Origin of the sequence: Curtobacterium sp. MCJR17_055, assembly GCF_003224335.1 — a bacterium.
Classification (GTDB): domain Bacteria; phylum Actinomycetota; class Actinomycetes; order Actinomycetales; family Microbacteriaceae; genus Curtobacterium.
In genome coordinates this window covers 449,685-471,897 of the sequence record NZ_QKLF01000003.1, presented here as the reverse complement: position 1 = coordinate 471,897, position 22,213 = coordinate 449,685, and the positions used below count along the sequence as shown (strand labels likewise).

At 73.1% G+C, this 22,213-nt stretch carries 25 protein-coding genes; 17 read left to right on the top strand and 8 right to left on the bottom strand.

Annotated features, from left to right (window positions below; genetic code table 11):
• Positions 1–165 precede the first annotated feature (165 nt).
• Both DEJ16_RS09710 and DEJ16_RS09705 read left to right on the top strand, forming a co-directional pair.
• A complete protein-coding gene (locus DEJ16_RS09710; RefSeq protein ID WP_110824868.1) occupies positions 166–1,146 on the top strand; it encodes an alpha/beta hydrolase in 981 nt (326 codons plus the stop codon).
• A gap of 130 nt (positions 1,147–1,276) precedes the next feature.
• Positions 1,277–1,933 carry a hypothetical protein gene (locus tag DEJ16_RS09705; RefSeq protein ID WP_111060658.1) on the top strand — a complete coding sequence of 219 codons (657 nt, stop codon included), beginning with the start codon at positions 1,277–1,279 and terminating at the stop codon, positions 1,931–1,933.
• A gap of 58 nt (positions 1,934–1,991) precedes the next feature.
• Here DEJ16_RS09705 and DEJ16_RS09700 read toward each other — a convergent pair whose 3' ends face one another.
• The 7 genes from DEJ16_RS09700 to DEJ16_RS09670 form a co-directional block, all read right to left on the bottom strand.
• Positions 1,992–2,897 (bottom strand): NAD(P)-dependent oxidoreductase, encoded by a 906-nt coding sequence (locus DEJ16_RS09700; protein WP_181419543.1) that lies wholly within the window; start codon positions 2,895–2,897, stop codon positions 1,992–1,994.
• The gene (locus tag DEJ16_RS09695; protein ID WP_110824871.1) at positions 2,894–4,087 is read right to left on the bottom strand and encodes a cytochrome P450; all 1,194 of its coding nucleotides are present in this window, start codon (positions 4,085–4,087) and stop codon (positions 2,894–2,896) included. The genes DEJ16_RS09700 and DEJ16_RS09695 overlap by 4 nt, the downstream gene beginning before the upstream one ends.
• Positions 4,084–4,893 (bottom strand): glycosyltransferase family A protein, encoded by an 810-nt coding sequence (locus DEJ16_RS09690; RefSeq protein WP_110824872.1) that lies wholly within the window; start codon positions 4,891–4,893, stop codon positions 4,084–4,086. Before DEJ16_RS09690 ends, DEJ16_RS09695 begins: the two co-directional genes overlap by 4 nt.
• A gap of 70 nt (positions 4,894–4,963) precedes the next feature.
• Positions 4,964–5,200 carry a hypothetical protein gene (locus DEJ16_RS09685; protein ID WP_110824873.1) on the bottom strand — a complete coding sequence of 79 codons (237 nt, stop codon included), beginning with the start codon at positions 5,198–5,200 and terminating at the stop codon, positions 4,964–4,966.
• Positions 5,201–5,342: 142 nt separating this feature from the next.
• Complete coding sequence (locus DEJ16_RS09680) at positions 5,343–6,230, bottom strand: SMP-30/gluconolactonase/LRE family protein (protein WP_181419542.1); 888 nt, start codon at positions 6,228–6,230, stop codon at positions 5,343–5,345.
• A 64-nt stretch (positions 6,231–6,294) separates the two neighbouring features.
• Positions 6,295–6,843 carry an alternate-type signal peptide domain-containing protein gene (locus DEJ16_RS09675; protein WP_110824875.1) on the bottom strand — a complete coding sequence of 183 codons (549 nt, stop codon included), beginning with the start codon at positions 6,841–6,843 and terminating at the stop codon, positions 6,295–6,297.
• Between the two features lie 117 nt (positions 6,844–6,960).
• Positions 6,961–8,532, bottom strand: a complete 1,572-nt coding sequence (locus DEJ16_RS09670; protein ID WP_110824876.1) for a peptide chain release factor 3 — start codon at positions 8,530–8,532, stop codon at positions 6,961–6,963.
• Positions 8,533–8,670: 138 nt separating this feature from the next.
• On the opposite strand from DEJ16_RS09670, the gene DEJ16_RS09665 reads away from it, so the two are divergent.
• From DEJ16_RS09665 to DEJ16_RS09645, 4 genes are all read left to right on the top strand, one after another.
• A complete protein-coding gene (locus tag DEJ16_RS09665; protein ID WP_110824877.1) occupies positions 8,671–9,081 on the top strand; it encodes a type II toxin-antitoxin system PemK/MazF family toxin in 411 nt (136 codons plus the stop codon).
• A gap of 49 nt (positions 9,082–9,130) precedes the next feature.
• Positions 9,131–9,829 carry an SDR family oxidoreductase gene (locus DEJ16_RS09655; protein ID WP_110825192.1) on the top strand — a complete coding sequence of 233 codons (699 nt, stop codon included), beginning with the start codon at positions 9,131–9,133 and terminating at the stop codon, positions 9,827–9,829.
• Between the two features lie 125 nt (positions 9,830–9,954).
• Complete coding sequence (locus DEJ16_RS09650) at positions 9,955–10,173, top strand: hypothetical protein (protein ID WP_110824878.1); 219 nt, start codon at positions 9,955–9,957, stop codon at positions 10,171–10,173.
• Positions 10,174–10,342: 169 nt separating this feature from the next.
• Positions 10,343–11,932 (top strand): Na+/H+ antiporter, encoded by a 1,590-nt coding sequence (locus DEJ16_RS09645; RefSeq protein WP_110825193.1) that lies wholly within the window; start codon positions 10,343–10,345, stop codon positions 11,930–11,932.
• A 63-nt stretch (positions 11,933–11,995) separates the two neighbouring features.
• Here the strand turns inward: DEJ16_RS09645 and DEJ16_RS09640 are convergent, their stop codons facing one another.
• Entirely contained in the window at positions 11,996–12,595 is a 600-nt protein-coding gene (locus DEJ16_RS09640) for an ABC transporter ATP-binding protein (protein WP_110824879.1), read from the bottom strand.
• Positions 12,596–12,675: 80 nt separating this feature from the next.
• On the opposite strand from DEJ16_RS09640, the gene aztB reads away from it, so the two are divergent.
• The 11 genes from aztB (at position 12,676) to fliP (ending at position 22,199) form a co-directional block, all read left to right on the top strand.
• Entirely contained in the window at positions 12,676–13,590 is a 915-nt protein-coding gene (aztB, locus tag DEJ16_RS09635) for a zinc ABC transporter permease AztB (protein ID WP_110824880.1), read from the top strand.
• Positions 13,515–14,735 (top strand): ABC transporter, encoded by a 1,221-nt coding sequence (locus DEJ16_RS15970; RefSeq protein WP_146238001.1) that lies wholly within the window; start codon positions 13,515–13,517, stop codon positions 14,733–14,735. Before aztB ends, DEJ16_RS15970 begins: the two co-directional genes overlap by 76 nt.
• The gene (locus DEJ16_RS15965; RefSeq protein ID WP_258365892.1) at positions 14,732–15,655 is read left to right on the top strand and encodes a metal ABC transporter substrate-binding protein; all 924 of its coding nucleotides are present in this window, start codon (positions 14,732–14,734) and stop codon (positions 15,653–15,655) included. The genes DEJ16_RS15970 and DEJ16_RS15965 overlap by 4 nt, the downstream gene beginning before the upstream one ends.
• 26 nt (positions 15,656–15,681) lie before the next feature.
• Positions 15,682–16,893: a hypothetical protein gene (locus DEJ16_RS09625; RefSeq protein ID WP_110824881.1), complete on the top strand. Its 1,212-nt coding sequence runs from the start codon at positions 15,682–15,684 to the stop codon at positions 16,891–16,893.
• Between the two features lie 215 nt (positions 16,894–17,108).
• On the top strand, positions 17,109–17,396 hold the full coding sequence (locus DEJ16_RS09620; RefSeq protein WP_110824882.1) for a flagellar FlbD family protein: 288 nt from the start codon (positions 17,109–17,111) through the stop codon (positions 17,394–17,396).
• A 1-nt stretch (position 17,397) separates the two neighbouring features.
• Positions 17,398–18,210, top strand: a complete 813-nt coding sequence (locus DEJ16_RS09615) for a motility protein A (RefSeq protein WP_110824883.1) — start codon at positions 17,398–17,400, stop codon at positions 18,208–18,210.
• A gap of 2 nt (positions 18,211–18,212) precedes the next feature.
• Positions 18,213–19,142 carry a flagellar motor protein MotB gene (locus tag DEJ16_RS09610; protein ID WP_110824884.1) on the top strand — a complete coding sequence of 310 codons (930 nt, stop codon included), beginning with the start codon at positions 18,213–18,215 and terminating at the stop codon, positions 19,140–19,142.
• Positions 19,143–19,208: 66 nt separating this feature from the next.
• A complete protein-coding gene (locus tag DEJ16_RS09605) occupies positions 19,209–20,090 on the top strand; it encodes a flagellar motor switch protein FliM (RefSeq protein ID WP_110825195.1) in 882 nt (293 codons plus the stop codon).
• A complete protein-coding gene (gene fliN / locus DEJ16_RS09600; protein ID WP_110824885.1) occupies positions 20,087–20,800 on the top strand; it encodes a flagellar motor switch protein FliN in 714 nt (237 codons plus the stop codon). The genes DEJ16_RS09605 and fliN overlap by 4 nt, the downstream gene beginning before the upstream one ends.
• 5 nt (positions 20,801–20,805) lie before the next feature.
• The gene (locus DEJ16_RS09595) at positions 20,806–21,375 is read left to right on the top strand and encodes a flagellar biosynthetic protein FliO (RefSeq protein ID WP_110824886.1); all 570 of its coding nucleotides are present in this window, start codon (positions 20,806–20,808) and stop codon (positions 21,373–21,375) included.
• A complete protein-coding gene (gene fliP, locus DEJ16_RS09590; protein ID WP_110824887.1) occupies positions 21,372–22,199 on the top strand; it encodes a flagellar type III secretion system pore protein FliP in 828 nt (275 codons plus the stop codon). The genes DEJ16_RS09595 and fliP overlap by 4 nt, the downstream gene beginning before the upstream one ends.
• Positions 22,200–22,213 lie beyond the last annotated feature (14 nt).

The following is a 22,213-nucleotide window of genomic DNA, read 5'->3' as shown; positions in this document are numbered from 1 at the left end:
CGACGGCGGTGCGCGCCCACCGGGTGACCGTCGCCCCAACCCCGGTCCGCCGCGCCTGTGCCAGGAGCTTCGAGTCGTCCAGCGCCTGAGCCCCGCGACGGCAGCCGGACGACACCGCCCCGACCGCCCCGACCCGTTCGACCACCCAGACCGAGGAGACCACCCGTGCCTGAGACCACCGCCCTGCCCCGCCCGCCGTTCGACCCCGAGTTCGTCCCGTTCCTGACGGCCATGGACGAACGCGGCCGGTTCCACCTCACCACCGCGATGCTGCCGCAGATGCGACAGCTCGACATGACGGAGGCGCAGCTCGACGAGGGACTGCGCGCCCGCGGCCTCGAACGGCGCAGCATCACGGTCCCCGGACACCTCGGCGAGCCGATCGCCCTCGCCGTCGTCCAACGGATCGGCCGGACCGGACCAGCCGCGTGCGCCTACGCGATCCACGGCGGCGGCATGGTGTTCGGCCACCACCTCGGCAACCTCGACTCCTACAACGAATGGCTGCTCGTGCACGACGTCGTCCTCGTCAGCCCCGACTACCGTCTCGCCCCCGAGCACCCCGACCCCTACCCGGTCGAGGACTGCTACGCCGGCCTCGTCTGGACCGCCGAGCACGCCGACGACCTCGGCATCGACGCGGAGCGCATCGTCCTCGTCGGACAGAGCGCCGGCGCCGGGCTCGCCGCCGGCACCGCGATCCTCGCTCGTGACCGGCAGGGGCCGGGCGTGATCGGGCAGGTGCTCGTCAGTCCGATGCTCGACGACCGGGACGCCACCGTGTCGGCACACCAGTTCGACGGCGTGGGTGTCGCCGACCGGGAGATGACCGGGTTCGGCTGGGACGCGTACCTCGGCGACCGACGCGGTGGCGACGACGTGTCCGTCTCCGCCGCCCCCGGCCGCGCGACCGACCTCACCGGGCTGCCGCCGGCGTACGTCGACTGCGGCAGCGCCGAGGTGTTCCGGGACGAGACCGTGGCCTACGCGAGCACACTCTGGGCGGCGGGCGTACCGGCGGAGTTGCACGTGTGGCCGGGAGCGTTCCACGGGTCGACGAGCATGGTGCCGGAGGCGGTCCTGTCGCAGCGAGCCGTCCGTGCCCTGCGGGAGTGGACCGGACGCCTCCTGGGGACCACCGCCTGACGGGACCCGGGCGGGCGCGCCCCCTCGTCGGGGGGAGGACGGTCCCGGGCCGTCTCCGCCCGGGACCCGTAGGCTCGGTGGTGGATCCGCCGGTGCACGGGGCGCACGGCGGGAGGCAAGGGGGAACCACATGTCCGTCACGTCCAGGATCACCACCGCAGCAGCGGCCGCCGTGCTCGTCGCCGTCGCACTGTCCGGCTGTGCCGGGAACGGGGGCACAGCGCCGCGGGCCGAGCGGTCCGCCCCGACGACTCCGGCGTCGACGACACCGACACCGGTGTCGCCGACGCGCACACCGACGGCGGAGGCGGCACCGCCCACCGACCTGACCTTCGAGGACGGCGCCGGCCTCTCCGCCAGCACCCTGCCCGCGTTCAGCCTCGAGGTCTCGGGACTCGACGGGTGGGAGCAGACCGGCGAGGACCCGACCGCCGGGTCGCGGGAGTACACGAACGCGGACGGTTCGGTCGCCACGATCACGCAGCAGCGCATCACCGACCTCGACCCGGCCATGGGCGACCGGGCGGCCACGGTGCAGATGTTCACCGCGGCGGGCCTGCCGGCCGAGCAGCTCGAGGAACAGCTCCTGCCGACGATGACCGGTGGCACGGCTCAGTTCCTGTCGATCGCGGGGCAGGGCAGCGACGGGTCGTGGTCCGCGACGGTGGCGCGCGCGTTCGCGAAGCCCGGAGCGGCGCTCATCGTGAAGGTGCGGACGTCCTCGCAGGAGGCGCTCCGCCCGGACCTGCACGACGTCCTCGTGCACGCGCAGGTCGCCCTGACCTGACCTGATCGTCGTGCGCTCGACCGGGCCGGTCAGCACGACGTGGCCCGCCCGGACCTGCTCAGCTCGGGCGCAGGGCCGCGAGCCGTGCGAGGGTCCCGGGCTCGGGCGCCCACCCGAGGAGTTCCTCCGTCCCGCCCACGTCGTAGGTGCGCTCGAGACCGAGCTGCCGGACCGAGTACGGGGAGATGCCCGACCGGCCCCGGGCGACCGCGGCGACGTGCCGAGCGGTGCGCATCGGCACGTGCACGACCCGCAGCGGCCGGCCGACGACGGCCCGGAACGCGTCCCCGATGGGGACCGGGTCGTCGTCCGTCACGTTCACCGCGTGCGTGCCGTCGACGTCGGCACGCAGTGCGGCGAGGACGGCGGCGGCGAGGTTGTCGACCCAGGTGAGCGCGTGGGGCGCGCGTCCGCCGAGCGGGAGCGGCAGCACCCCGTACCGCGACGCACGCAGCACGCGGGGGAGCAGCGTGGCGTCGCCGGAACCGTAGACGGCGTGCGGGCGGAGGATGACCGCCGACGCGCGGCGGGCCGCCACGAGCTGCCCTTCGTTCGCGAACTTCGACTCACCGTAGGTGCCGTACCAGCGGTAGCGGCCCGTCGCCTCGGCCGGCTGGGCGCGGACGGACGGGCGAGCGAGGTTGTACACCGAGGACGAGCTGACGTGGACGACCCCGCCCGTCGTGAGGGCGAGCGCGGATTCCATGATCCGGGAGTTCCGGTCGAACATGCCCCGGTCGAACCCGTCCCGGACCTCCGCTGCGCAGTGGACGAGCGGCACGTCCCCGAGCCGCGGCACCCGGGCGCGACCGGCGGCGAGGTCGACGTGGACGTGCTCGTCGGCGCCGCCCCGACCGGGACGGCGCCCGAGGTCGATGACGTGGTGCCCCTCCCGCTTCAGGGCCGAGATGACCCGGCCCCCGACGAACCCGCTCCCGCCGGTGACGGCGACGGTGCTCGTCACGGCGTGCGCTCCGCACGGACGACGAGCCGGCTGTAGGAGGCGGCCATCGTGCGCTGCTTCCGCACCCGTGACCGGACCCGGAGCGGACCGACCGCCGCGGCCGCACGGGCGAGCGCCGCCGCGAACACCTCCGCCTCGAGCGCGGCGAGCGGCATCCCGATGCAGAAGTGCGCTCCGGCGCCGAACCACAGCTGCCGCATCTCCTTCGGCACGGGGCGGGAGGGGTCGAAGTCGCCGGCCCGGGCACAGGCGAAGATGTTCGCGAGGATGATCCGCTCCCCGGCACGGACACGGACGCCGTCGACGCGGTGGTCGCGGAGCACGCTGCGGATCATGACGGGTGAGGGCACGGTGACGCGCATCGCCTCCGCGACGGCCGCGGGGACGTCCTCGGGGTGTCGGGCCAGGTGGTCGAGGTGGCCGGACTCGATGAGCAGGTTCGTGAAGCGCGGGACGAAGCTGACGATCGTCTCGGTCCCGGCCACGATCATCGCGGTGACGACCGACACGGTGTCCTCCTCGGTGATCCCCTCGGCGCGCATGAGCGCGGGGACCGTCCCGGGAGCGGCCGCTCGGTAGGCGGCGCGGGTGCTCGCGTTGAGGACGGCGAGCTTCTCGTGGACCACCGCGAGTTGCGCGTCCGAGAACTCCTTCGTCGTCAGGGTGACGAAGCCGAGGATCTCCCGGGCCCGGGCGAGCTGCGCCGCGGCGTCGTCCTCCGGGTACCCGGTCAAGCGACAGATGATGAGCGCGGCCGCGCGTTCGATGACGGCCACGACGTCGACGTCCTCGCGTCGGCCCATCGCGTCCTCGAACCGGTCCATCTCCGGGGTGAGCACCTCGTCGACGATGCTGCGGAGGAACCGCTGCGAGAACAGGGGGGTGAGCTTCCGGCGCAGGTGCGCGTGCTCCTCCCCGTCCATGTTGAGCAGGCCCCTCGGACCGATGATGGGCGTCCAGAGCCGGTCCGAGCCTCCCGGCCCGACCTTCGAGTAGGTGACCGGGTCGAGGAGGATCTGTCGCATCCGCGCCGCGTCGCTCACGACGACCCCGAGACCGGGGACCCGCACGACCCGGCCGAGCCGGGTGATCCCGCGGAGCGCCAGGTAGCCGGCACGGTGGGCGTGCAGGACGACGCGGCGGTCCTCCCGCGTGGCTCGTCGCGCGGCACGCGCGTCGATGCCGGTCACGGTCGGACGTCCACCGTGCTCGTGGACCGCGGGCGGTACCGGTGGCCGGCGTACCAGGCGAGCGACCGGACGATGCCCCACACGGCGATCCGGCGGACGGACATCGTGACGACCATCTCGCGGTGCAGGCCGTACCGGTCCGTCACCCGCCGGACGGCGTTGGTGAGGTCACGGTCCTCGTGCGTGTCCTCGATGGCGGTCCGCGGGAACCCGCCGACGCGCTCGTACAGCTCGCTGGTGATGGCGAGGTTGTTCCCGGCGACCATCACGTAGGGGCCCTGGTACTGCCTGCCGCGGTTCTCCGGCAGGAGGCGCCCACACCAGATCGCGACCTCGTTGACGACGCACAGGAACCGGTAGCGGAGCGGCCCGACCGGGAGGTCGTCGCGCCGTGGCAGCGTCAGGCCGCCGAAGAACAGGTGGTCCGTCTCGGCGAACAGGCGCTTGACGGTGGCGGTCCAGTCCGGTGCCGGGAGGCAGTCCGCATCCGTCCGGACGAGGTGCGTGCACCCGGCGGCGATCGCGACGCGGGCGGCGGTGTCCGATGCGGCACCGGTGCCCTTCTGCCGCTCGACGACGACCTGCCAGGACAGGTCGTGCCGACGGACGTGGTCGGCGACGATCCGCTCCGTGCCGTCGGTCGACCCGTTGTCGCAGACGACGACGGTGAAGTCCGGGTCGACCTGGTCGCGGAGCGCGTCGAGCAGACCGGGGACGAGGCGCGCCTCGTTCCAGGCGGGGACGATGACACCGAGACGGATGCCGGCGCTCGTCTCGGGTGTGTCGGACGGGACGGGACGGGACATGGTCGCTCTCCGGACTGACGGAACTCGTGCGCGCGGTGCCGCCGAGGCGGGGTCGTGCGCGGACGGCTCGTCAGGCGACGGAGGACATCCCTGCGGCACCGGAGGTCCCGGGGTGCGCTGCCCTCGAGATGCCCTCGGCGGTCGACCGTGCTGCGTCCATGTCGGCGACCGCGCGGTCCCCGATGGCCCGGTCCGGACGTCCCAGGTGCCCGAGGGCCCGACGTCGGCGGCGGTCCTGCAGCTCGAGGACGACGAGTGCGGACACGATGAGCACGGCCACGGCGGTGAGTGTCAGGACGACGATCACGGTGTTCCCCCCTTCCCGGACGATGTCCGGTAGGGACAACCTAGCGGCCCGGGGACCGCTGCTGGGAACGGTCTCCTGGGAGTGTGTCGGATCGTCCCGGGGGACTGCCGTCCCGGGGACTGCCGTCCCGGGGGACTGCCGGTCAGGCGCCGTCCGGCGCGACGGTCGGCGGCCCGGGGACGGCGACCTGCACGGCACTGATCCGACCCGCGCGTGTCTGCGCGGTGGTGGCCGGGTCGTAGCTGTCCGCGGTGGCGAGGTACAGCGTCCGGCCCTCGGGTCCGCCGAGCGCGCAGTCGATCGCGCAGAGGCCGGGGGCGTCGATGCGGTCCGTGACCTCGCCGCCCTCGACGACGCGCAGGAACTCGCCCGTGTCGACCGAGCAGACCCAGATCGCCCCCTCGCTGTCCACCGTGCTCCCGTCCGGTGTGACTCCCTCCGGCAACGCCGCCCACTCGCGTCGTCCCGTCAGGCTGCCGTCCAGCTCGATGTCGAACGCGGTCAGACGGCCGCCCCAGGTCTCGCTGACCACCAGGGTCCGCGTCCCGGGCAGCACGTTCGCACTGTTCGGGAACACCAGTCCGTCCGCGGCGAGCCGGGAGGAGCCGTTCCGGTCGATCACGTACAGCGGGCCGGGGCGCAGCTCCTCGCCGCCGTACAGGTCGTACCCGAACGCGCCGATGTACGTGCGGCCGCTCTCCGGGTCGACGACCAGGTCGTTCAGGAGCGACGGCTCGGTGGCGGACAGGTCCGCGAAGACGCTCGTCGTCCCCACGGCGTCCACCGCCACGACCGTGCGGGACTCCATCGCGCTGACGACGAGCCGTCCGTCGGGCAACCACCCGAGCCCGGACGACTGGCCGTCCACGGTGGTCTCCAGACGCGGCCCGTCCTCCGTGCCGGGGTCGATCGAGAAGACCTCGCCCGTGTGCATGTCGGAGTACCAGAGCCGCCCGCGGTACCAGCGGTTCCCCTCGGGGAAGCGGATACCGGTGACGACGTCGGTCGCGGACTGCAGGGTGGTGTGCACACCGCCAGCCTGCCACCCAGCCCGGCGTCCGCGCACGGGGAAGACGTGTGCCGGACGACCGGGCTCAGGGCCCGATCGGCTTCTGGGTGAGCGTGAACGCGATGCCACTGAGGTCGATGGACTGCCCCTTGCCCGTCGTGACGTCCGACGACAGCCCGATCGTGAAGGTGACGTCGAGGACCGAGGTGCCGTCCGTCGGTGTCACGGTCCATGAGGTGCGGCCCGCGGGCGCGAGGCTCGAGCTGGTGGAGGCGAGCGACAGGGACTGCGTCGACGCGGCGATGAGTTCCGCGTCGCCCGTGATGCTCTGCGGCACCCAGGTCAGGTCCGCCGTCAGGTCGTCGCCGGTCGCCGTCACGTCCAGCGTCTGGTGGAACTGGTACGCGTTGCCGGGGACCATCCGCACCGTCGTGATGTCGACCACGTCCGACCGACCGTTCGTGATGTCCGTCCACACGCCGTCCGGGTTCGCGGACAGCGCGAGCGTGCCCGAGGAGACCGTCGCCGGACGGGTGGAGGCCTCGGCGTTCCAGAGCGCGAAGGTGCCCGCGCCGCCGAGGAGGAGAGTGAGGCCGCTGGCGCTGGCGACGACACCGGTGACGATCTTGTGCATGGGAGCCCGTTCGGGTCGGGTCGGTGGATGCCCCGACCGTACCGGTCCCCAGAAGTGCGGACACGGGACGCCCTCCGCTTCGTGCGGCCCCAGATCGAGGGGCACGCGCACCGCTGGTCAGACGGGAGCCGGCAGCTCCAGACCCGACAGCTCGCGCATCACCGAGTTGAGGTGCCACTGGTCGCGGAACAGCCCGTACCGGTCGCGGTCGGTGGTGACGATCTCGAGGTCGCGCCGCTTCTCGAGGATCGCGAAGTCCGCGTCCGTGACGGTGCGGACCATCGTCCACGGCAGTGGCTCGACCCGGACGGCGGTGCCGAACTCGGCCATCAGGCGTGAGGTGAGGACCTCGAGCTGCAGGGACCCGATGACACCGACCATCGGCGCCTGCGCGGTCCGGCGCTCGGAGTGCAGCAGCTGGACCACGCCCTCCCCGGCGAGCTGCTGCATGCCCTTCCGGAACTTCTTCGCCGTGCTCGGGTCGGTAGGGGCGACCGTCGCGAACATCTCGGGTGCGAAGCGGGGGAGCGGCTCGAACTCGACCGGTTCCTCGCTGAAGAGCGTGTCCCCGGGGTGCAGCATCGTCGCGTTGACCAGGCCGACGACGTCGCCGGGCCAGGCGAGGTCGACGGTGTCGCGCTCGCGTCCGAACACGCTCAGCGCGTGCTTCGTGTTGAACCGCCGACCGGACTGGGCGTGCGTCAGCATCATGCCGCGGTCGAACCGCCCGGAGCAGATCCGGACGAAGGCGACCTGGTCGTGGTGGGCGGGGTCCATGTTCGCCTGCACCTTGAACACCTGCGCGGCGAACGGTTCGGTCACCGGGCGGGCGGCACCGTCCGAGGTCCGGCGGGGCAGGGCGGCGGGTGCGGCGTCGCGGAGGAAGCGCAGCAGGTCGACGGTGCCGACGTGCTTGGTGGCGACGCCGAAGAACACCGGCATGCTCATCCGGTCGTGGAAGTCGCCCTGGTCGGGCAGGCCGCGGACCTCACGGGTGAGCTCGACCTCCTCGACGGCGGTCCGCCAGGCGGCACCGAGCAGCTCGGCCGCCTCGTCCGCCGACCGCTCGGTCGTGACCGGCAGATGCCCGCCGCCGCTCGACTCGAAGGTCGTCAGCGTCCCCGTCGCGGTGTCGACGAGGCCCTGCAGGTGCCCGGCCTCGCCGACGGGCCAGGTCACGGGCGTCGGGGTCCGACCGGTGCGCTCCTCGAGTTCGTCGAGCAGGTCGAGCGCCTCGCGTCCGGGCCGGTCCCACTTGTTGACGACCGCGATGACCGGGATGTCCCGCGTGCGGCAGACCTCGAACAGGCGGATCGTCTGCGCTTCCATGCCCTTGGCGGCGTCGATGAGCATGACGGCACAGTCGACGGCGGCCAGTGCGCGGTAGGTGTCCTCGGAGAAGTCGGCGTGACCGGGGGTGTCGACGACGTTGATGAGCGTGCCGCCCGCGTCGAGCTGCACGACGGCGGAGCTGATGGAGATCCCGCGACTGCGCTCGATCTCCATCCAGTCGGAGACGGTCGCTCGGCGGGTCGCCTTCCCCTTGACCGCACCGGCTTCGTCGATGGCGTCAGCGGCGAGGGTCAGCGACTCGGTCAGGGTCGACTTGCCGGCGTCCGGGTGGGCGATGACGGCGACCGTGCGGCGGCGCTCCGCTTCCCGCTCGATGACCGTGGCCTCCGCCGTCATGCCGAGACCCGGCCGTGGCGTCGTCCGACGGTGTCCTCTGGGTGTTCCGGCATCTGCACCCGACGACGATACCGACTGCACCCGACACCAGACGAACGACGGGGGTAGCCGTCGCCGGACGGGCGCCGGTATGACCGGTTGCAGCAGGACTGGCTCCTGGCGAGCGACATCGCGACCGTCCTCGTGGTGCCGCTCACGTCCGACACCGCCCTGGAGGCGTTCCGCGGCAACGTGTTCGTCCCACGTGAGACGTCCGGGTCGGAGAAGGACTCGGTGGCGGTCGTGTCCCAGATCGGTCCGGTGAGCCGCGAGTACCTCGACCCGTACCCGGCGGGCCGTCTGCCGACCTACCTGCTCCGCGAGGTCGGTGCAGGGGCCCGGCTCGTCACCGGGATCTGCAGCAGCACGCCGTCACCGGTCGAGCCGGACCACCGGCCCGGCGGCGGACTGCCCACCGGCAGCGGAACGCCCGTCAGGCCGCCGCCGCACCGACCGTCGACGGCTCCGTCCGGAGCGCCGGACAGTGCTCGGGTGTCGGGTGCTCGCTGATGTCGATGACCTCGTCGAGGCGGTCCCGCGCCGCCGTCAGCTCGGCGAGCTGGGCCGTGATCCGGTCGCGCTCGTCACCGGCTCGAACCGCGGCATCGGACGCCGCTTCGTCGAGCAGCTCATGGAGCGCGGCGCCACGAAGGTCTACGCGACCGCACGCCGTCCCGAACTCGTGGACGTCCCCGGCGTGACGGTCCTGCCCCTCGACATCACCGACCCCGCGTCGGTCGCGGCGGCAGCAGTCGCAGCGCCCGACGTCACGCTGCTGGTGAACAACGCGGGCATCTCCTCCTCCGGATCGCTCCTCACCGACGACCTCGCCGACGCCCGCCGCGCGGTGGACACGCACCTGTGGGGCACCCTCGAGGTGGTGCGTGCGTTCGCCCCCGTGATCGAGCGGAACGGCGGCGGTGCGATCGTCAACGTCCTGTCGGCGCTGTCCTGGTTCGCCGCCCCCGGCGCGGGCGGCTACTCCGTCGCGAAGGCCGCCGAGTGGAACATGACGAACGCCGTCCGCCTGGAGCTCGCGAGTCGCGGCGTGACGGTGCAGGGCCTCCACCTCGGCGCCGCGGACACCGACATGATGGCCGGCTACGACGGCCACATGACCGATCCGGCCGACGTCGCCCGCGCGTCGCTGGACGGTGTGCAGGCCGGCTCGGCCGAGGTCCTCGTCGACGACTGGAGCCGCATGGTCAAGGCGTCCCTCGCGGCCGACCCGACGCTGCTGACCGACCAGCTCGGCTGACCGGCCGCGGGCGGCACCGCCCGGGGCCGGACGCGGCCCGGGCCGGACGTGGCCCGAGGTGGACGGGAGGCCCGGCGCACGACGTGTGCAGCGCCTCCCGTCCGTCGATGCGGGAGGATGGGGACGTGGACGGACAGGGACAGCAGCCGCGCTGGCGGACGACGTGGTCGATGGTGCAGGTCGGGGTCCTCACCGCTGCGGTGGTCGGGTGCATCGTGCTGCTCCTGACCGGCGACGGGAGGCTCGACCGGGTCTACGCGGTCGCGCTCGTGTTCTTCGGGATCGCCCTGCTCGGCCACGTGACGTTCCTGGTCCTCACGAAGCGGGCCGAGCGGGGGCGCTGAGCCGCTCCGGACGCGCTGTGGCCGCGCCGCTGCTCCGCGCCGTTGCTCCGCGCCGCTGCTCCGCGCCGCTGCTCCGCGCCGTTGCTCCGCGCCGCTGCTCTGGGGCGCGGTTCGCTGCGTGGACCAGGCGTGAGCGCGCACACCACCGCCCTGGCAAGCTGTGCTCCTCATGGAACTCATCGCACCCGAACTCGTCGTCGTGCTCGTGGTCGCGATCGCCGTCGCCACCGCCGTCTCGAACCGCCTGCGTGTCGCGCCCCCGGTCCTGCTGCTCGCCTTCGGTGCGGGGATCGCGTTCATCCCGGTGTTCCGCGAGGTCGAGCTGCCCGCGGACGCCGTGCTGCTGCTGTTCCTGCCGGCACTGCTGTACTGGGAGAGTCTGACGATCTCGCTCCGGGAGATCCGTGCGAACCTGCGCGGCATCGTCCTGATGGGGACCCTCCTCGTCGTGCTGACGGCCGGCGGGGTCGCGACGCTCCTGCACCTGCTCGGCATGCCGTGGGGTCCGGCCTGGGTGCTCGGTGCCGCGGTCGCCCCGACCGACGCGACCGCCGTCGGTGCGCTCACGCGGTCCCTGCCGCGGCGGAACACGACGGTCCTCCGGGCCGAGTCGCTCGTCAACGACGGCACCACGCTCGTGATCTACGGCATCGCGGTCGCGGTGACGGCGGGGGAGCAGGAGCTCACCTTCTGGAACGTGTCCGGGATGCTCCTGCTGTCCTACGTCGGCGGGATCGCCGCGGGGCTGCTGACCTCGTGGCTCGGGATGCTCGTCCTCCGTCGGGTGCACGCGGTCGTGCTCGAGAACCTGCTGACGCTGCTCGTGCCGTTCGCCGCGTTCCTGGTCGCCGAGGCGGTGCACGCGTCCGGTGTGCTGGCGGTCGTCGTGGCGGGCCTGGTCGTCAGTCAGGTCGCTCCGAAGCTCGACCGGGCGGAGACCCGGCAGCAGGTGCGGTCGTTCTGGTCGTTCGCCACGTTCCTGCTGAACGGCGCGCTCTTCGTGCTCGTCGGCATCGAGGCGACGATCTCGGTCCGGGCCCTGACGGGCGGCGAGATCGCGGTCGGCCTCGGGCTGATCGGCGCCGTGTCGGTGGCCGTCGTCGTGCTCCGCTTCGCGTTCCTCAACCTCACCTGGGGCACGGTGCGGCTCGTGACGCTCCGAACGGGAGGCTCGCCCCGCGAAGGACACCGCGACCGGTTGGTGAGCGGGCTGACCGGGTTCCGCGGCGCGGTCTCGCTCGCGGCTGCGGTCGCCGTCCCCCGGATGGTGGAGAGCGGCGCCGCGTTCCCGGACCGGGACCTCATCGTCTTCGTCACCGCCGGCGTCGTCGTGGTGACGATCGTCGGCCAGTCGCTCGTGCTGCCGGCGGTCGTCCGCTGGGCGGCGTTCGACGGCAGCAACGAGGTGGTCGAGGAGCGTCGGTCCGCGGAGCGCGTCGCGATCGAGGCGGCGCTCGACGCCCTGCCGAAGCTGGCGCGCCGCGTCGGCGCCGACGCCGAGATCGTCGACAGGATCCGCGAAGACTACGAGGGCCACCTCGCGCTCGTGAAGGCCGAGGAGAGCGACGACGACGACCACCCGTTGCTGCAGCAGCGCGGGACGGCGGTGGAGCTCGAACTGGCGCTCGTGCGACTCAAGGCGGCCACGGTGCTGCGGCTACGGGACGAGGGGGAGATCGACGACCTCGTGCTCCGACAGGTCCGTGCCGAGTACGACGCCGAGGAGACCCGGCTGCTCCGCCTGGACCAGCGCGGCTGACCGGCTCGACCAGCGCGACCGACCGGCCACGCGGACTGTCCGGTGACTGCGCGGTCGCTCGCATCAGGTGAGGGTGCCGCGCTCGAGGGTGAGCACCCGGTCGGCTGCGGTGAGCGCCTCGGGGTCGTGGGCCGCGTGCACGACGACCGCACCCCGGCCGGCTTCGGCGGCGAGGGCGTCGAGGACCAGCCGGAGCGAGCGCGCGTCGACGCCGGCGGTCGGTTCGTCGACGAGCAGCACCGCGGCCTGCTGCGCGAGTCCCATCGCGACGAGTGCGCGCTGGCGCTGCCCACCGGACAGTGTGTCGAGCGGGCGGTCGGCCAGCCCGACGAGGTCGAGGCGCGCCAGTTGCTCGTCGACGACCGCGCGGTCGCGGGGCCGCAGGGGGCGCCACCACGGCACGGATGCCCACCGGCCCATCGCCACGGCGGCACGCACGGTGAGCGGCGGGCCCGGGGTCGACACCGACTGCGCGACGTGCGCGACCGAGCGCGGCGACACGCCGCTGACGGTGCCCTCGGCCGTGGGGAGCACCCCGGCGACCGTCTCGAGCAGGGTGGACTTGCCGGAGCCGTTCGCGCCCGCGACGACCGTCACGGCGCCGGGCTCGAAGACCGCGTCGGCTCGGTGCAGGACCGCCCGCTCACCTCGTCGGACGGTCACGGAACGGAGCTGAACGGATCGGGGCGACACCTGAGCAGATTAGCAGTAAGGAGAATCATTCCCATGTAGCGTGGTCGCCCGTGACCTGGCTGACCGACCCGTTCTCCGTCGACTTCATGCTCCGTGCCCTCGTCGCCGGAGCCACGGCCGCGGTGCTCTGTGCCGTCGTCGGGACCTGGGTGCTCGTCCGGGGGATGGCGTTCCTCGGCGAGGCGCTCGCGCACGGCATGCTGCCCGGCGTCGCGGTCGCCACCCTGACCGGCGTCCCGGCCGTGCTCGGCGCCGCCGTGAGTGCCGGCGTGATGGTCGTCGGCGTGCAGGCGCTCCGTCGCCGTGGCGGCCTGTCGTACGACACGGCGATCGGCCTGCTCTTCGTCGGCATGCTCGCGCTCGGGGTCATCATCGTGTCCGGGTCCCGGTCCTTCGCCACCGACGTCACCGCGATCCTGTTCGGCGACGTGCTCGCGGTCACCACCGCCGACCTCGGCACGCTCGCGGTCGCAGCCGGTGCCGCCCTCGCCGTCGCCGCGGTGTTCCACCGACCCTTCACGGCCGCGGCGTTCGACCCGCGCAAGGCCGCGACGCTCGGCTTGCGGCCGCGCCTGGCCGAGGTCGTCCTCGTGGCGCTCGTGACCCTCGCCGTCGTCGCCTCCTACCGGGCCGTCGGGACGCTGCTGGTCGTCGGGCTGCTCCTGGCCCCCGCCGCGGCCGCCCGTGCGTGGACCCGCGGCACCGGCCCGACCATGGCGCTCGGCGCGGTGCTCGGGGTGGCCGCGGTCGCGACCGGCCTGCTCGTCTCCTGGCACGCCGGCACCGCCGCCGGCGCGAGCATCGCCCTCGTCGCGATCGTCGCCGTCGTCGTCTCGCACGGTCTCCGCCGTGCGACCCGTCTCCTCGTCCACCGTCCCCGGAAGGAACCATGCACCACCTCCGCACCCGACCAGCCCCGATCGCCGTCCCGGCAGCGCTCGGCGTCGCTGCCGCGCTCCTCCTGAGCTCCTGCTCCGCACCGGACACCGACCCGCCCGGCGCCTCCGGTGGACCGTCGTCCACCTCGGCGAAGCCGCACGGGTTCGTCGAGGGCGCGTCCGAGGCGTCCGAGCCCCAGCTCCGGCTGCTGCTCGCCGACGCCGACGGGAGCGTCGCCGTCCACGACCTGCTCGCCGCCGAGACCGAGTCGCTCGACGACGTCCCGGCTCCGGAGCACGCGGCGACCGACGGCCGGTTCCTCGCCACGAGCGACGGGGAGCGGACGACGATCGTCGACGGCGGCGCCTGGACCGTCGACCACGGCGACCACACGCACTACTACGACGCCGCGGCCCGGGTCGTCGGCAGCCTCGACGGCGCAGGGTCGGTCACGATCGCCTCCTCGGAGTCGACCACGACCCTCGCCTGGTCGGCGTCCGGCCGGGCGGTCGCCCTCGACCGCGACGCCCTCGGCCAGGGCGAGGTGCGGGAGACCGCGAGGGTCGACGACGCCGGCGTCCTCCTGCCGCTCGGCACGCTCCTCGTCTCCGGTGACGCCGCTGGCGACCGCGTCCGGGTGCTCGACGCCGCGGGGGAGCCGACCGGCGTCGACGCCGCATGCGGCGACCCGGCCGGCGGCATCGTCACCCGTGTCGGCGCGGTCATCGGGTGCGCGGACGGCGCGGTGCTCGTCACCGAGGACCCGGACGGCGGCGACCCGGTCGTCGAGACGGTCGGCGTCCCTGCCGGATCGACGCTGCCGCGCGCGACCGACTTCGCGAACCGCACCGGTCGGCCGACCGTGGCCGCCCTCGCCGGGGACACCGGCTACTGGTTGCTCGACACCCGGGAGCGCTCCTGGCAGCACGTCCCGACCGACCGCCCCCTGCGCCAGGTCGTCGCGGTCGACGACACCGACGAGCACGTGGTCGCGCTCGATGCGGACGGACGGGTCCTCGTGTGGTCCGAGGGGGACTCCGCTCCCGTGACGACCGAGCCCCTCGTGTCGTCCGCTGCCGGTGCGACCCTGCAGCTCGACGCGCAGCGCGCCTACCTCTCCGACCCGGAGGAGTCCGTCGTGCACGAGGTCGACTTCGCCGACGACGCCCGGGTCGCCCGCTCCATCGACGTGCCGGTCCGGCCCGACGTGCTCGCCGAGGTCGGCCGGTGACCGGCGTCCGGCGGCTCGCGGTCGTGGCTGCCGTCGCGGTCGTGGCGCTCGGCACGACCGGCTGCTCCGCGGCGGAGCGTGACGACCGACCACTCGTCGCGGTCACGACGAACATCCTCGGCGACGTCGTCGAGCGTGTGGTCGGGGACAGTGCCGACGTCATGGTGCTCATGCCACGCGGTTCCGACCCGCACTCGTTCGAGGTCTCGGCGCAGGAGGCCGCCCGGCTGCGGACCGCGGACCTGGTCGTGGAGAACGGCCTCGGGCTCGAGGAGGGCGTCGCACGCCACGTCGCGGCAGCCGCGTCCGACGGGGTCCGGGTGTTCACGGCGGGGGAGGCGGTCGACGTGCTCGAGTGGACGAGCGAGGACGCCAGCGGCCCCGATCCGCACTTCTGGACCGACCCGGCCCGCATGACCGCCGTCGTGGACGCGCTCGGCGAGGAGCTCCACGAGGTCCCCGGGCTGGACGACGGCGCGCTCGACAGGGCACTCGAGGGCTACCGGGACGACCTCGAGGCGCTCGACGGGGACATGACCGCCGCGTTCGCCGCGCTGCCGGAGGACCGCCGTGCCCTCGTGACGAACCACCACGTGTTCGGGTACCTCGCCGACCGGTTCGGCTTCCGCGTGGTCGGGGCCGTGATCCCGAGCGGCACCACCCTCGCCTCGCCGAGCGCCGCGGATCTCCGCGACCTCGCCGCGGCGATCGAGGACGCCGACGTGCCGACGATCTTCGTCGACGCGTCCCAGCCCGCCCGTCTCGCCGAGGTGCTCGCGGACGAGGTGGACGTGCACGTCGCGATCCGGTCCCTCGCCACCGAGTCCCTCACCGCCGAGGGTGAGGGCGCGGCGTCGTACCTGGAGATGATGCGCTCGAACACCGACGCCATCGTCGACGGCCTGTCGGTTGGCGGATGAGAATGAGAATCAATACAGTGTTGGTCATGACGAAGAAGACCCTCCTCGCCCCGGCCGTGCTGCTCGGCGCGTCCGCCCTCCTCCTGACCGGGTGCGCCGGCTCCGGGACCCCCGCCGCCAGCGACAGCGCGTCGCCCGGTCCGGACGCAGCGGGCGCCGACACCGGCCACCGCATCGCCCTCACCTACGACGGCGGCCTGCTCGTCCTCGACCGCGACCTGCAGGTCGTCGGTGACCACACCGTCGACGGCTTCACCCGCGTCAACCCGGCCGGCGACGACCGCCACGTGATGGTGACCGTCCCCGACGGCTTCCGCGTGCTCGACACCGCGGCCGGCACCAGCGCGGACTCCGCCCTGACCGACGTCACGTTCCCCGCCGACACCGGTGGGCACGTCGTCGTCCACGGCGACCGCACCGCGCTCTTCGCGGACGGTTCCGGCGACGTCACGACGTTCGACACCGCCGACCTGGCGAGCGCCGTCGAGGGCGGCGGACTGCCGGAGGTCGACACGACCGAGTCGGAGGCCGCACACCACGGCGTCGCGATCGAGCTCGAGGACGGCACCCTCCTCACCACCATCGGCACCGAGGAGTCGCGCTCCGGCGTCCGTGCCCTCGACGCCGACGGTCAGGAGACCGCCCGCTCCGAGGAGTGCCCCGACGTGCACGGCGAGGGCACGGTGGCCGACGAGGTCGCCGTCTTCGGTTGCTCGGACGGCGCGCTCGTGTACCGGGACGGCGTGTTCGAGAAGGTCGACGCCCCGACCGAGTACGGCCGCAGCGGGAACCTGTTCACGACCGAGTCGTCGAGCATCGCGGTCGGCGACTTCAACGACGACCCCGACTCCGAGGGCTACCTCCTCGACCAGATCGCCCTGATCGACGCCGCGACGGGCGACTACCGTGTCGCCGACATGCCGGACGGCGTCGGCTTCACCTTCCGTGACCTGGCCCGCGGGCCGGAGGACTCCGCGGTGGCGCTCGGCAGCGACGGCGCCCTGCACGTGTTCGACGAGGAGACCGGCGAGGAGCTCGACAGCTTCCCCGTCATCGACGAGTGGGAGGGCCCCGCCGAGTGGCAGGACGCCCACCCGGCGCTGAAGGTCGTCGACGACGTCGCGTACGTCACCGACCCGGCCGAGCGCACCGTCACGGCGGTCGACCTCACCAGCGGTGACGTCATCGCCACCAGCGACCGCCTGCCGGGCGTCCCGAACGAGATCGCGGTCGTCTGACCGGTCCGCCGCGACCCGACGGACGGGAGGCTCGCCACCAGCCGGTGACGAGCCTCCCGTCCGTCGTCCGGTCGCCCCGGGCGAACGCGCCTCGGCTTCGTCCGCACTTACGGGGACGCGCCGGGAGCCGATAGTGCGCACTGACCACCCACGGACGGGCGGTCGAACACCTGCCCCACGGACGGCGGCGGGTCGATCGAGAACCAGGACGGGCCATGATCGTCGTCACACGACTCAACGGCAGCGGATTCGCTGTCAACCCCGATCTCGTGGAGCGCATCCAGGAGACGCCGGACACGACGCTCATCATGGTCGACGGGGCGAAGTACATCGTCCGCGAGTCCCTGGCCGAGGTCATCGAGCGGATCGCCGCGTACCGCGCCCGGATCGTCAGCATGGCCTACGGGACGGACCTGCCGTCGGCGCGGGACCTGACCACCACCGGGCCGCAGCCCACGCTCGCCCCCGTGGCGACCCTCCGCTCGCAGGACGGGGGGCGCTGAGATGGACATCGCGACCATCATCGGGATCCTCCTGGCCTTCGGCGCCCTGTTTGGCATGGCGCAGATGGAGCACGTCGAGATGGCGGGGCTCTTCCTGCCCGCACCGATGCTCCTCGTGTTCGTCGCCACCATCGGCTGCGGCGTCGCGAGCACGACCCTCAAGGACGCCCTCGCCGCCTTCAAGACCGTGCCCAAGGCGTTCACGGGCAAGGTGACGCCGCCGCAGACCGTCATCGACGACGTCGTCGGGCTCGCCGAGACGGCCCGCGCGAACGGCCTGCTCGCCCTCGAGCAGGAGGCCGACAAGCACGACGACCCGTTCATGAAGAAGGCCCTGCAGAACATCGCCGACGGCACGGACGGCGACGAGCTCCGGATCCTGCTCGAGGACGAGATCGAGTCGAACGCGGCGCCGATGCGGAGCGCGAGCGCGTTCTTCATGGGCCTCGGCGGCTTCGCCCCGACGGTCGGCATCATCGGCACCGTCGTCTCGCTCACCCACGTCCTCGCGAACCTCGGCAAGCCGGACGAGCTCGGGCCGCTCATCGCGAGTGCGTTCGTCGCCACGCTCTGGGGCCTGCTCACCGCGAACTTCCTCTGGCTGCCCTTCGGCGGCAAGCTCCGCAAGCTCGCGCAGCTCGAGTCCGACCGGCAGACGCTCCTCATGGAGGGCCTCCTCGCCGTGCAGGCCGGCAGCCAGCCTCGGCTCCTCGGGGAGCGCCTCACCGCGATGGTGCCGCCGAGCGCCCGTGGCGCATCGGGCAAGGGCGGGAAGAACAAGTCCGACGCCGACGACCAGCAGCTGGCGGCCTGACCGTGAGCGCGAACCCCCGCGGTCGCGGACGCGGCCGGAAGAAGGGCGGCCACGACGAAGCCGAGCACCCCGACGAGCGCTGGATGGCCTCGTACATGGACATGATCACGGTGCTCATGTGCATGTTCCTCGTGCTGTTCGCGATGTCCTCCGTGGACCAGGACAAGTACATGGCCCTCAAGGAGTCGCTCGCCACCGGGTTCGGCGAGGTCGAGTCGCAGAAGATCGACACCGCCTCGGGGACCATCGTCACGAAGGACGAGGTCGAGGACGGCACGGGCTACTCGGTGGACAAAGCACAGGCCGACCACTCCACGGCGGCGTCCGGTGCCGAGGACACGAACGCCGACCCAGCGGCCGCCGTCGTGCCGGCATCGGCGACGAAGGCCGACCTCGCGGCGGCGAAGGAGGAGCTCGACGACCTGCAGGCCATCGAGCGGGCCATCTCGGGGAACCTCGAGAAGGCCGGGCAGGACGCCAACGTCCAGTTCCGCCTCGACTCCCGCGGCCTCACCGTCCGGCTCGTCGGCAGCGACACGTACTTCGGCACGAACAGCGCCGACCTCTCCGACCAGGCGAAGCAGATCATGGACGCCATCGCGCCGGTGTTGCGCGGTGCGGACCACGACGTCAGCGTCGAGGGGCACGCCGACAGCCGGAACTCCACCGCCCCGTACGCCACGAACTGGGAGCTCAGCTCGGCCCGCGCGACCGGGGTGCTGCGGGACCTCGTCGAACGCGGTCAGATGCCGGCCGAGCGCATCCAATCCGTCGGCTTCGGGTCGAGCCGCCCCCTGGCCAAGGGGACCCGGGAGCAGGACCTCGCCCTGAACCGCCGCGTCGACATCGTCGTCCTGTCGAACGCCGACCAGGACGTCAGCGCCCTCATGCCGGCCCTCGCCTCCGCGCAGGACGGGGCCCGCACCGGGTAGCGCCACGTCGCCCCAGAAGAGGGGCCAGAGCTGACGGCCGCCCGCCGGTGGCCGAGAGTGCGCTTCGTGACCGAGACCCTGACCGCGCCCGAGGTGTACGACTTCGCGCGCCCGTCGACGCTCGCGCGTGAGCACGCCCGGGTCCTCGAGCTCGCCTTCGAGACCTTCGCCCGCCAGTGGGGCACGCAGCTGACCGCGAAGGTGCGCGTCCTCAGCCAGGTCACGTGCGAGCAGGTCGCGATGATGACCTACGACGAGTACGCTGCGTCGCTCCCCGCGCTCACCGGCATGGTGCTGCTGCCGATCGAGGACGTCGCCGCGAAGGGCGTCCTGCAGGTGCCGCTCGACGCCGCCCTGACCTGGGTGTCGCACTCGCTCGGTGCCTCGAAGCCGCTGCCGACGCCGGAACGCACCTTCACACCGATCGAACAGGCCCTCGTCCGCCGCCTCGTCGAGGACGCGCTGGACGACCTCCGCTACTCGCTCGGCGGGCTGCTCGAGCGCCCGGTGTCCGCCGGTGCCTTCCAGTTCAACAGCCAGTTCGCCCAGGCCGCGCAGAAGTCCGACCTGATGATCGTCGCGTCCTTCGAGATCCGTGTCGGCGACCGCATCGCCGACGGCACCCTCGCCCTCCCGGCCGAGGCCGTCCTCCCGCAGCTCGTCGACCGGCCCGCCGACGTCTCGACGGCCGACGCGAAGGCCCTCATCGACGCCCAGCTCGCCGCCGTGCCGGTGGGCGTCGCCCTGCGCTTCGCCCCCGCGACCGTGCTGCCGGCCCAGGTGCTCGGCCTCGCCGTCGGCGACGTCCTGCCCCTGCCGCACCCGCAGCACCGCCCGCTCACCATCTCCGTCGACGGTGAACCCGTCGGCACCGCCGCCGTCGGCGCGAACGGCTCGCGGCTCGCGGGCGTCGTCGTCACCACCACCGCATCGGAGCCGTCCGCATGACCGTCGTCACCTCCACGCTGCACACGACCGCCGCCGAGGCGCTCGCGAGCGCGTTGCCCACCCCCGTCCCGCTCGTCGCGACCGTCCAGCCGGGAGGCCCCACCCCCGACCTGCAGGCGCGCGCGGTCGACGCCGTGGTCGCCTCGTTCGTCGGCGGCGTGTCCGCGGACCTCGCGGTGGTCCTGCTCGACCTGGGCGGCATCACCGCCGCCGGTGGCGTCGACTCCGGGCTCGTCTCGGTGGCCGACGTGCTCCGCCCGTCGCTCGAGGCCGCGGTCGCACCGCTCGGCGCCGGCGTGCTCAGCGAGGGCCGCCGCGAGTCCGCCGCCGCGCTCGTCGCCGACCCGGAGACCGTCGTCTTCGCCCTCAGCGGTGCCGGGGCGCCGGCCGGCTGGATCGCCGTCCGGATCCGCGAGAACGGCACCGTCGCCGAGACCGTCAGCGCGGCGCCGACCCTGCCCGCCGGCAATCTCGGCCGCATCAACAGCGTCGAGATGACCCTGACCGTCGAGATCGGTCGCACCCGGATGTCCGTCCGCGACGTGCTCGGCATGGAGCCCGGCGCGGTCGTCGAACTCGACCGCTCGGCCGGGGCGCCCGCCGACGTCCTGCTCAACGGCCGCCTCATCGCCCACGGCGAGGTCGTCGTCGTCGACCAGGACTACGCGGTCCGCATCACCAAGATCCTCGACGTCGCCGAGACGGTCTGAGCCCGGTGGACACGCTCGTCATCGCGCTCCGCGTCGCGCTCTCCCTCGGCGTCGTGCTCGCCCTCATGTGGGTGCTGCACCGACGCATGCAGAAGGGGCAGTTCGGCGCCGCCCGCGCGCGCGGGCGTCGATCGGCCTCGGTCGAGGTCGTCGGCCGTCAGGCGATCGGCGGCAAGGCGAGCGTCGTCGTGGTCGACGTCGACGGTGAGCGGCTCGTCCTCGGCGTCGCCGAGCAGGGCGTGACGCTCCTCACGAGCGGGCAGGCGCCCGCACCGGAGCTGACGATCGTGACGGGTCCGGTCGCGCTGCCGACGGCCGACGCGTTCGGCGCGGAACTCGACCGGCAGGACCAGGCCGCACCGGGCCTCCCGGCCGTCGCGACCGCCCCGGCCGACGCCGAGGGACGCGTCACCGACCCACTGCCGCTCCGGCCGCGCGGCCGCCGTGCCCTCCGGACGGTCCGTGCGGCGGACACGCGGGTCGTCCCGACCGCGGCCCAGCTGCAGGGGTCGATCCTCTCGGCGGACACCTGGCGCCAGGCGGCGTCGGTCCTCCGCTCGCGGCGGACCGGGTGAGCGCCGCCCGCACGGGCAGGCTCCTGCTGTTCGTCCTCCTCGGGCTGACGGTGGTCGCCGGCTTCCTCATGCTCACGACCACCGGAGCGCACGCCGCCGGCGTCGTCGAGCCCTCCGCCCCCGCGGCGCCGTCCGCGCCCGCGACCCCGTCGACGGGTGGCTTCAGCGTCGACGTGAACGGGCCGGACGGCACCCCGTCGTCCGCCGTCGTCACGCTCATCGGGATCACGTTGCTCAGCGTCGCCCCGGCGCTGCTGCTCATGATGACGTCGTTCACGAAGATCTTCGTCGTCCTCGCGATGACCCGGAACGCCCTCGGCCTGCAGTCGATCCCGCCGAACCAGGTGATCGCCGGACTCGCGCTGTTCCTGTCCCTCTTCGTGATGGCACCGGTGATCGGCCACGTGAACGACGACGCCCTGCAGCCCTACCTCGCCGGGAAGATCGACTTCCAGCAGGCCGTCGACGCCGGGACCGCACCGCTGCGCACCTTCATGCTGCACCAGACCCGGGACGAGGACGTCGCCCTCATCACCCGCGCGGCCGGTCGGGACAACCCCGCGCGGATGGCCGACGTGCCGATGACCACGGTCATCCCGGCGTTCGTCATCTCCGAGCTGCGCAGCGCGTTCATCATCGGGTTCGTCATCTTCATCCCGTTCCTCGTCATCGACCTCGTCGTCTCCGCGGCCCTCATGTCGATGGGCATGATGATGCTCCCGCCGGTGATGATCTCGCTGCCGTTCAAGATCCTGCTGTTCGTCCTCGTCGACGGGTGGGGTCTCATCATCACGTCGCTCATCGAGAGCTACCACGTTGTCTAGCGCGGTCCGGCCCG

What these genes read in the sequence shown, in the direction of transcription:
- DEJ16_RS09705 (WP_111060658.1), top strand. Translation starts at nt 1,277, where the DNA reads ATGTCCGTCACGTCCAGGATCACCACCGCAGCAGCGGCCGCCGTGCTC.
- DEJ16_RS09690 (WP_110824872.1), bottom strand. Translation starts at nt 4,893, where the DNA reads ATGTCCCGTCCCGTCCCGTCCGACACACCCGAGACGAGCGCCGGCATC.
- DEJ16_RS09675 (WP_110824875.1), bottom strand. Translation starts at nt 6,843, where the DNA reads ATGCACAAGATCGTCACCGGTGTCGTCGCCAGCGCCAGCGGCCTCACT.
- DEJ16_RS09670 (WP_110824876.1), bottom strand. Translation starts at nt 8,532, where the DNA reads ATGACGGCGGAGGCCACGGTCATCGAGCGGGAAGCGGAGCGCCGCCGC.
- DEJ16_RS09645 (WP_110825193.1), top strand. Translation starts at nt 10,343, where the DNA reads ATGGAACTCATCGCACCCGAACTCGTCGTCGTGCTCGTGGTCGCGATC.
- DEJ16_RS15970 (WP_146238001.1), top strand. Translation starts at nt 13,515, where the DNA reads ATGCACCACCTCCGCACCCGACCAGCCCCGATCGCCGTCCCGGCAGCG.
- DEJ16_RS09625 (WP_110824881.1), top strand. Translation starts at nt 15,682, where the DNA reads ATGACGAAGAAGACCCTCCTCGCCCCGGCCGTGCTGCTCGGCGCGTCC.
- DEJ16_RS09620 (WP_110824882.1), top strand. Translation starts at nt 17,109, where the DNA reads ATGATCGTCGTCACACGACTCAACGGCAGCGGATTCGCTGTCAACCCC.
- DEJ16_RS09615 (WP_110824883.1), top strand. Translation starts at nt 17,398, where the DNA reads ATGGACATCGCGACCATCATCGGGATCCTCCTGGCCTTCGGCGCCCTG.
- fliN (WP_110824885.1), top strand. Translation starts at nt 20,087, where the DNA reads ATGACCGTCGTCACCTCCACGCTGCACACGACCGCCGCCGAGGCGCTC.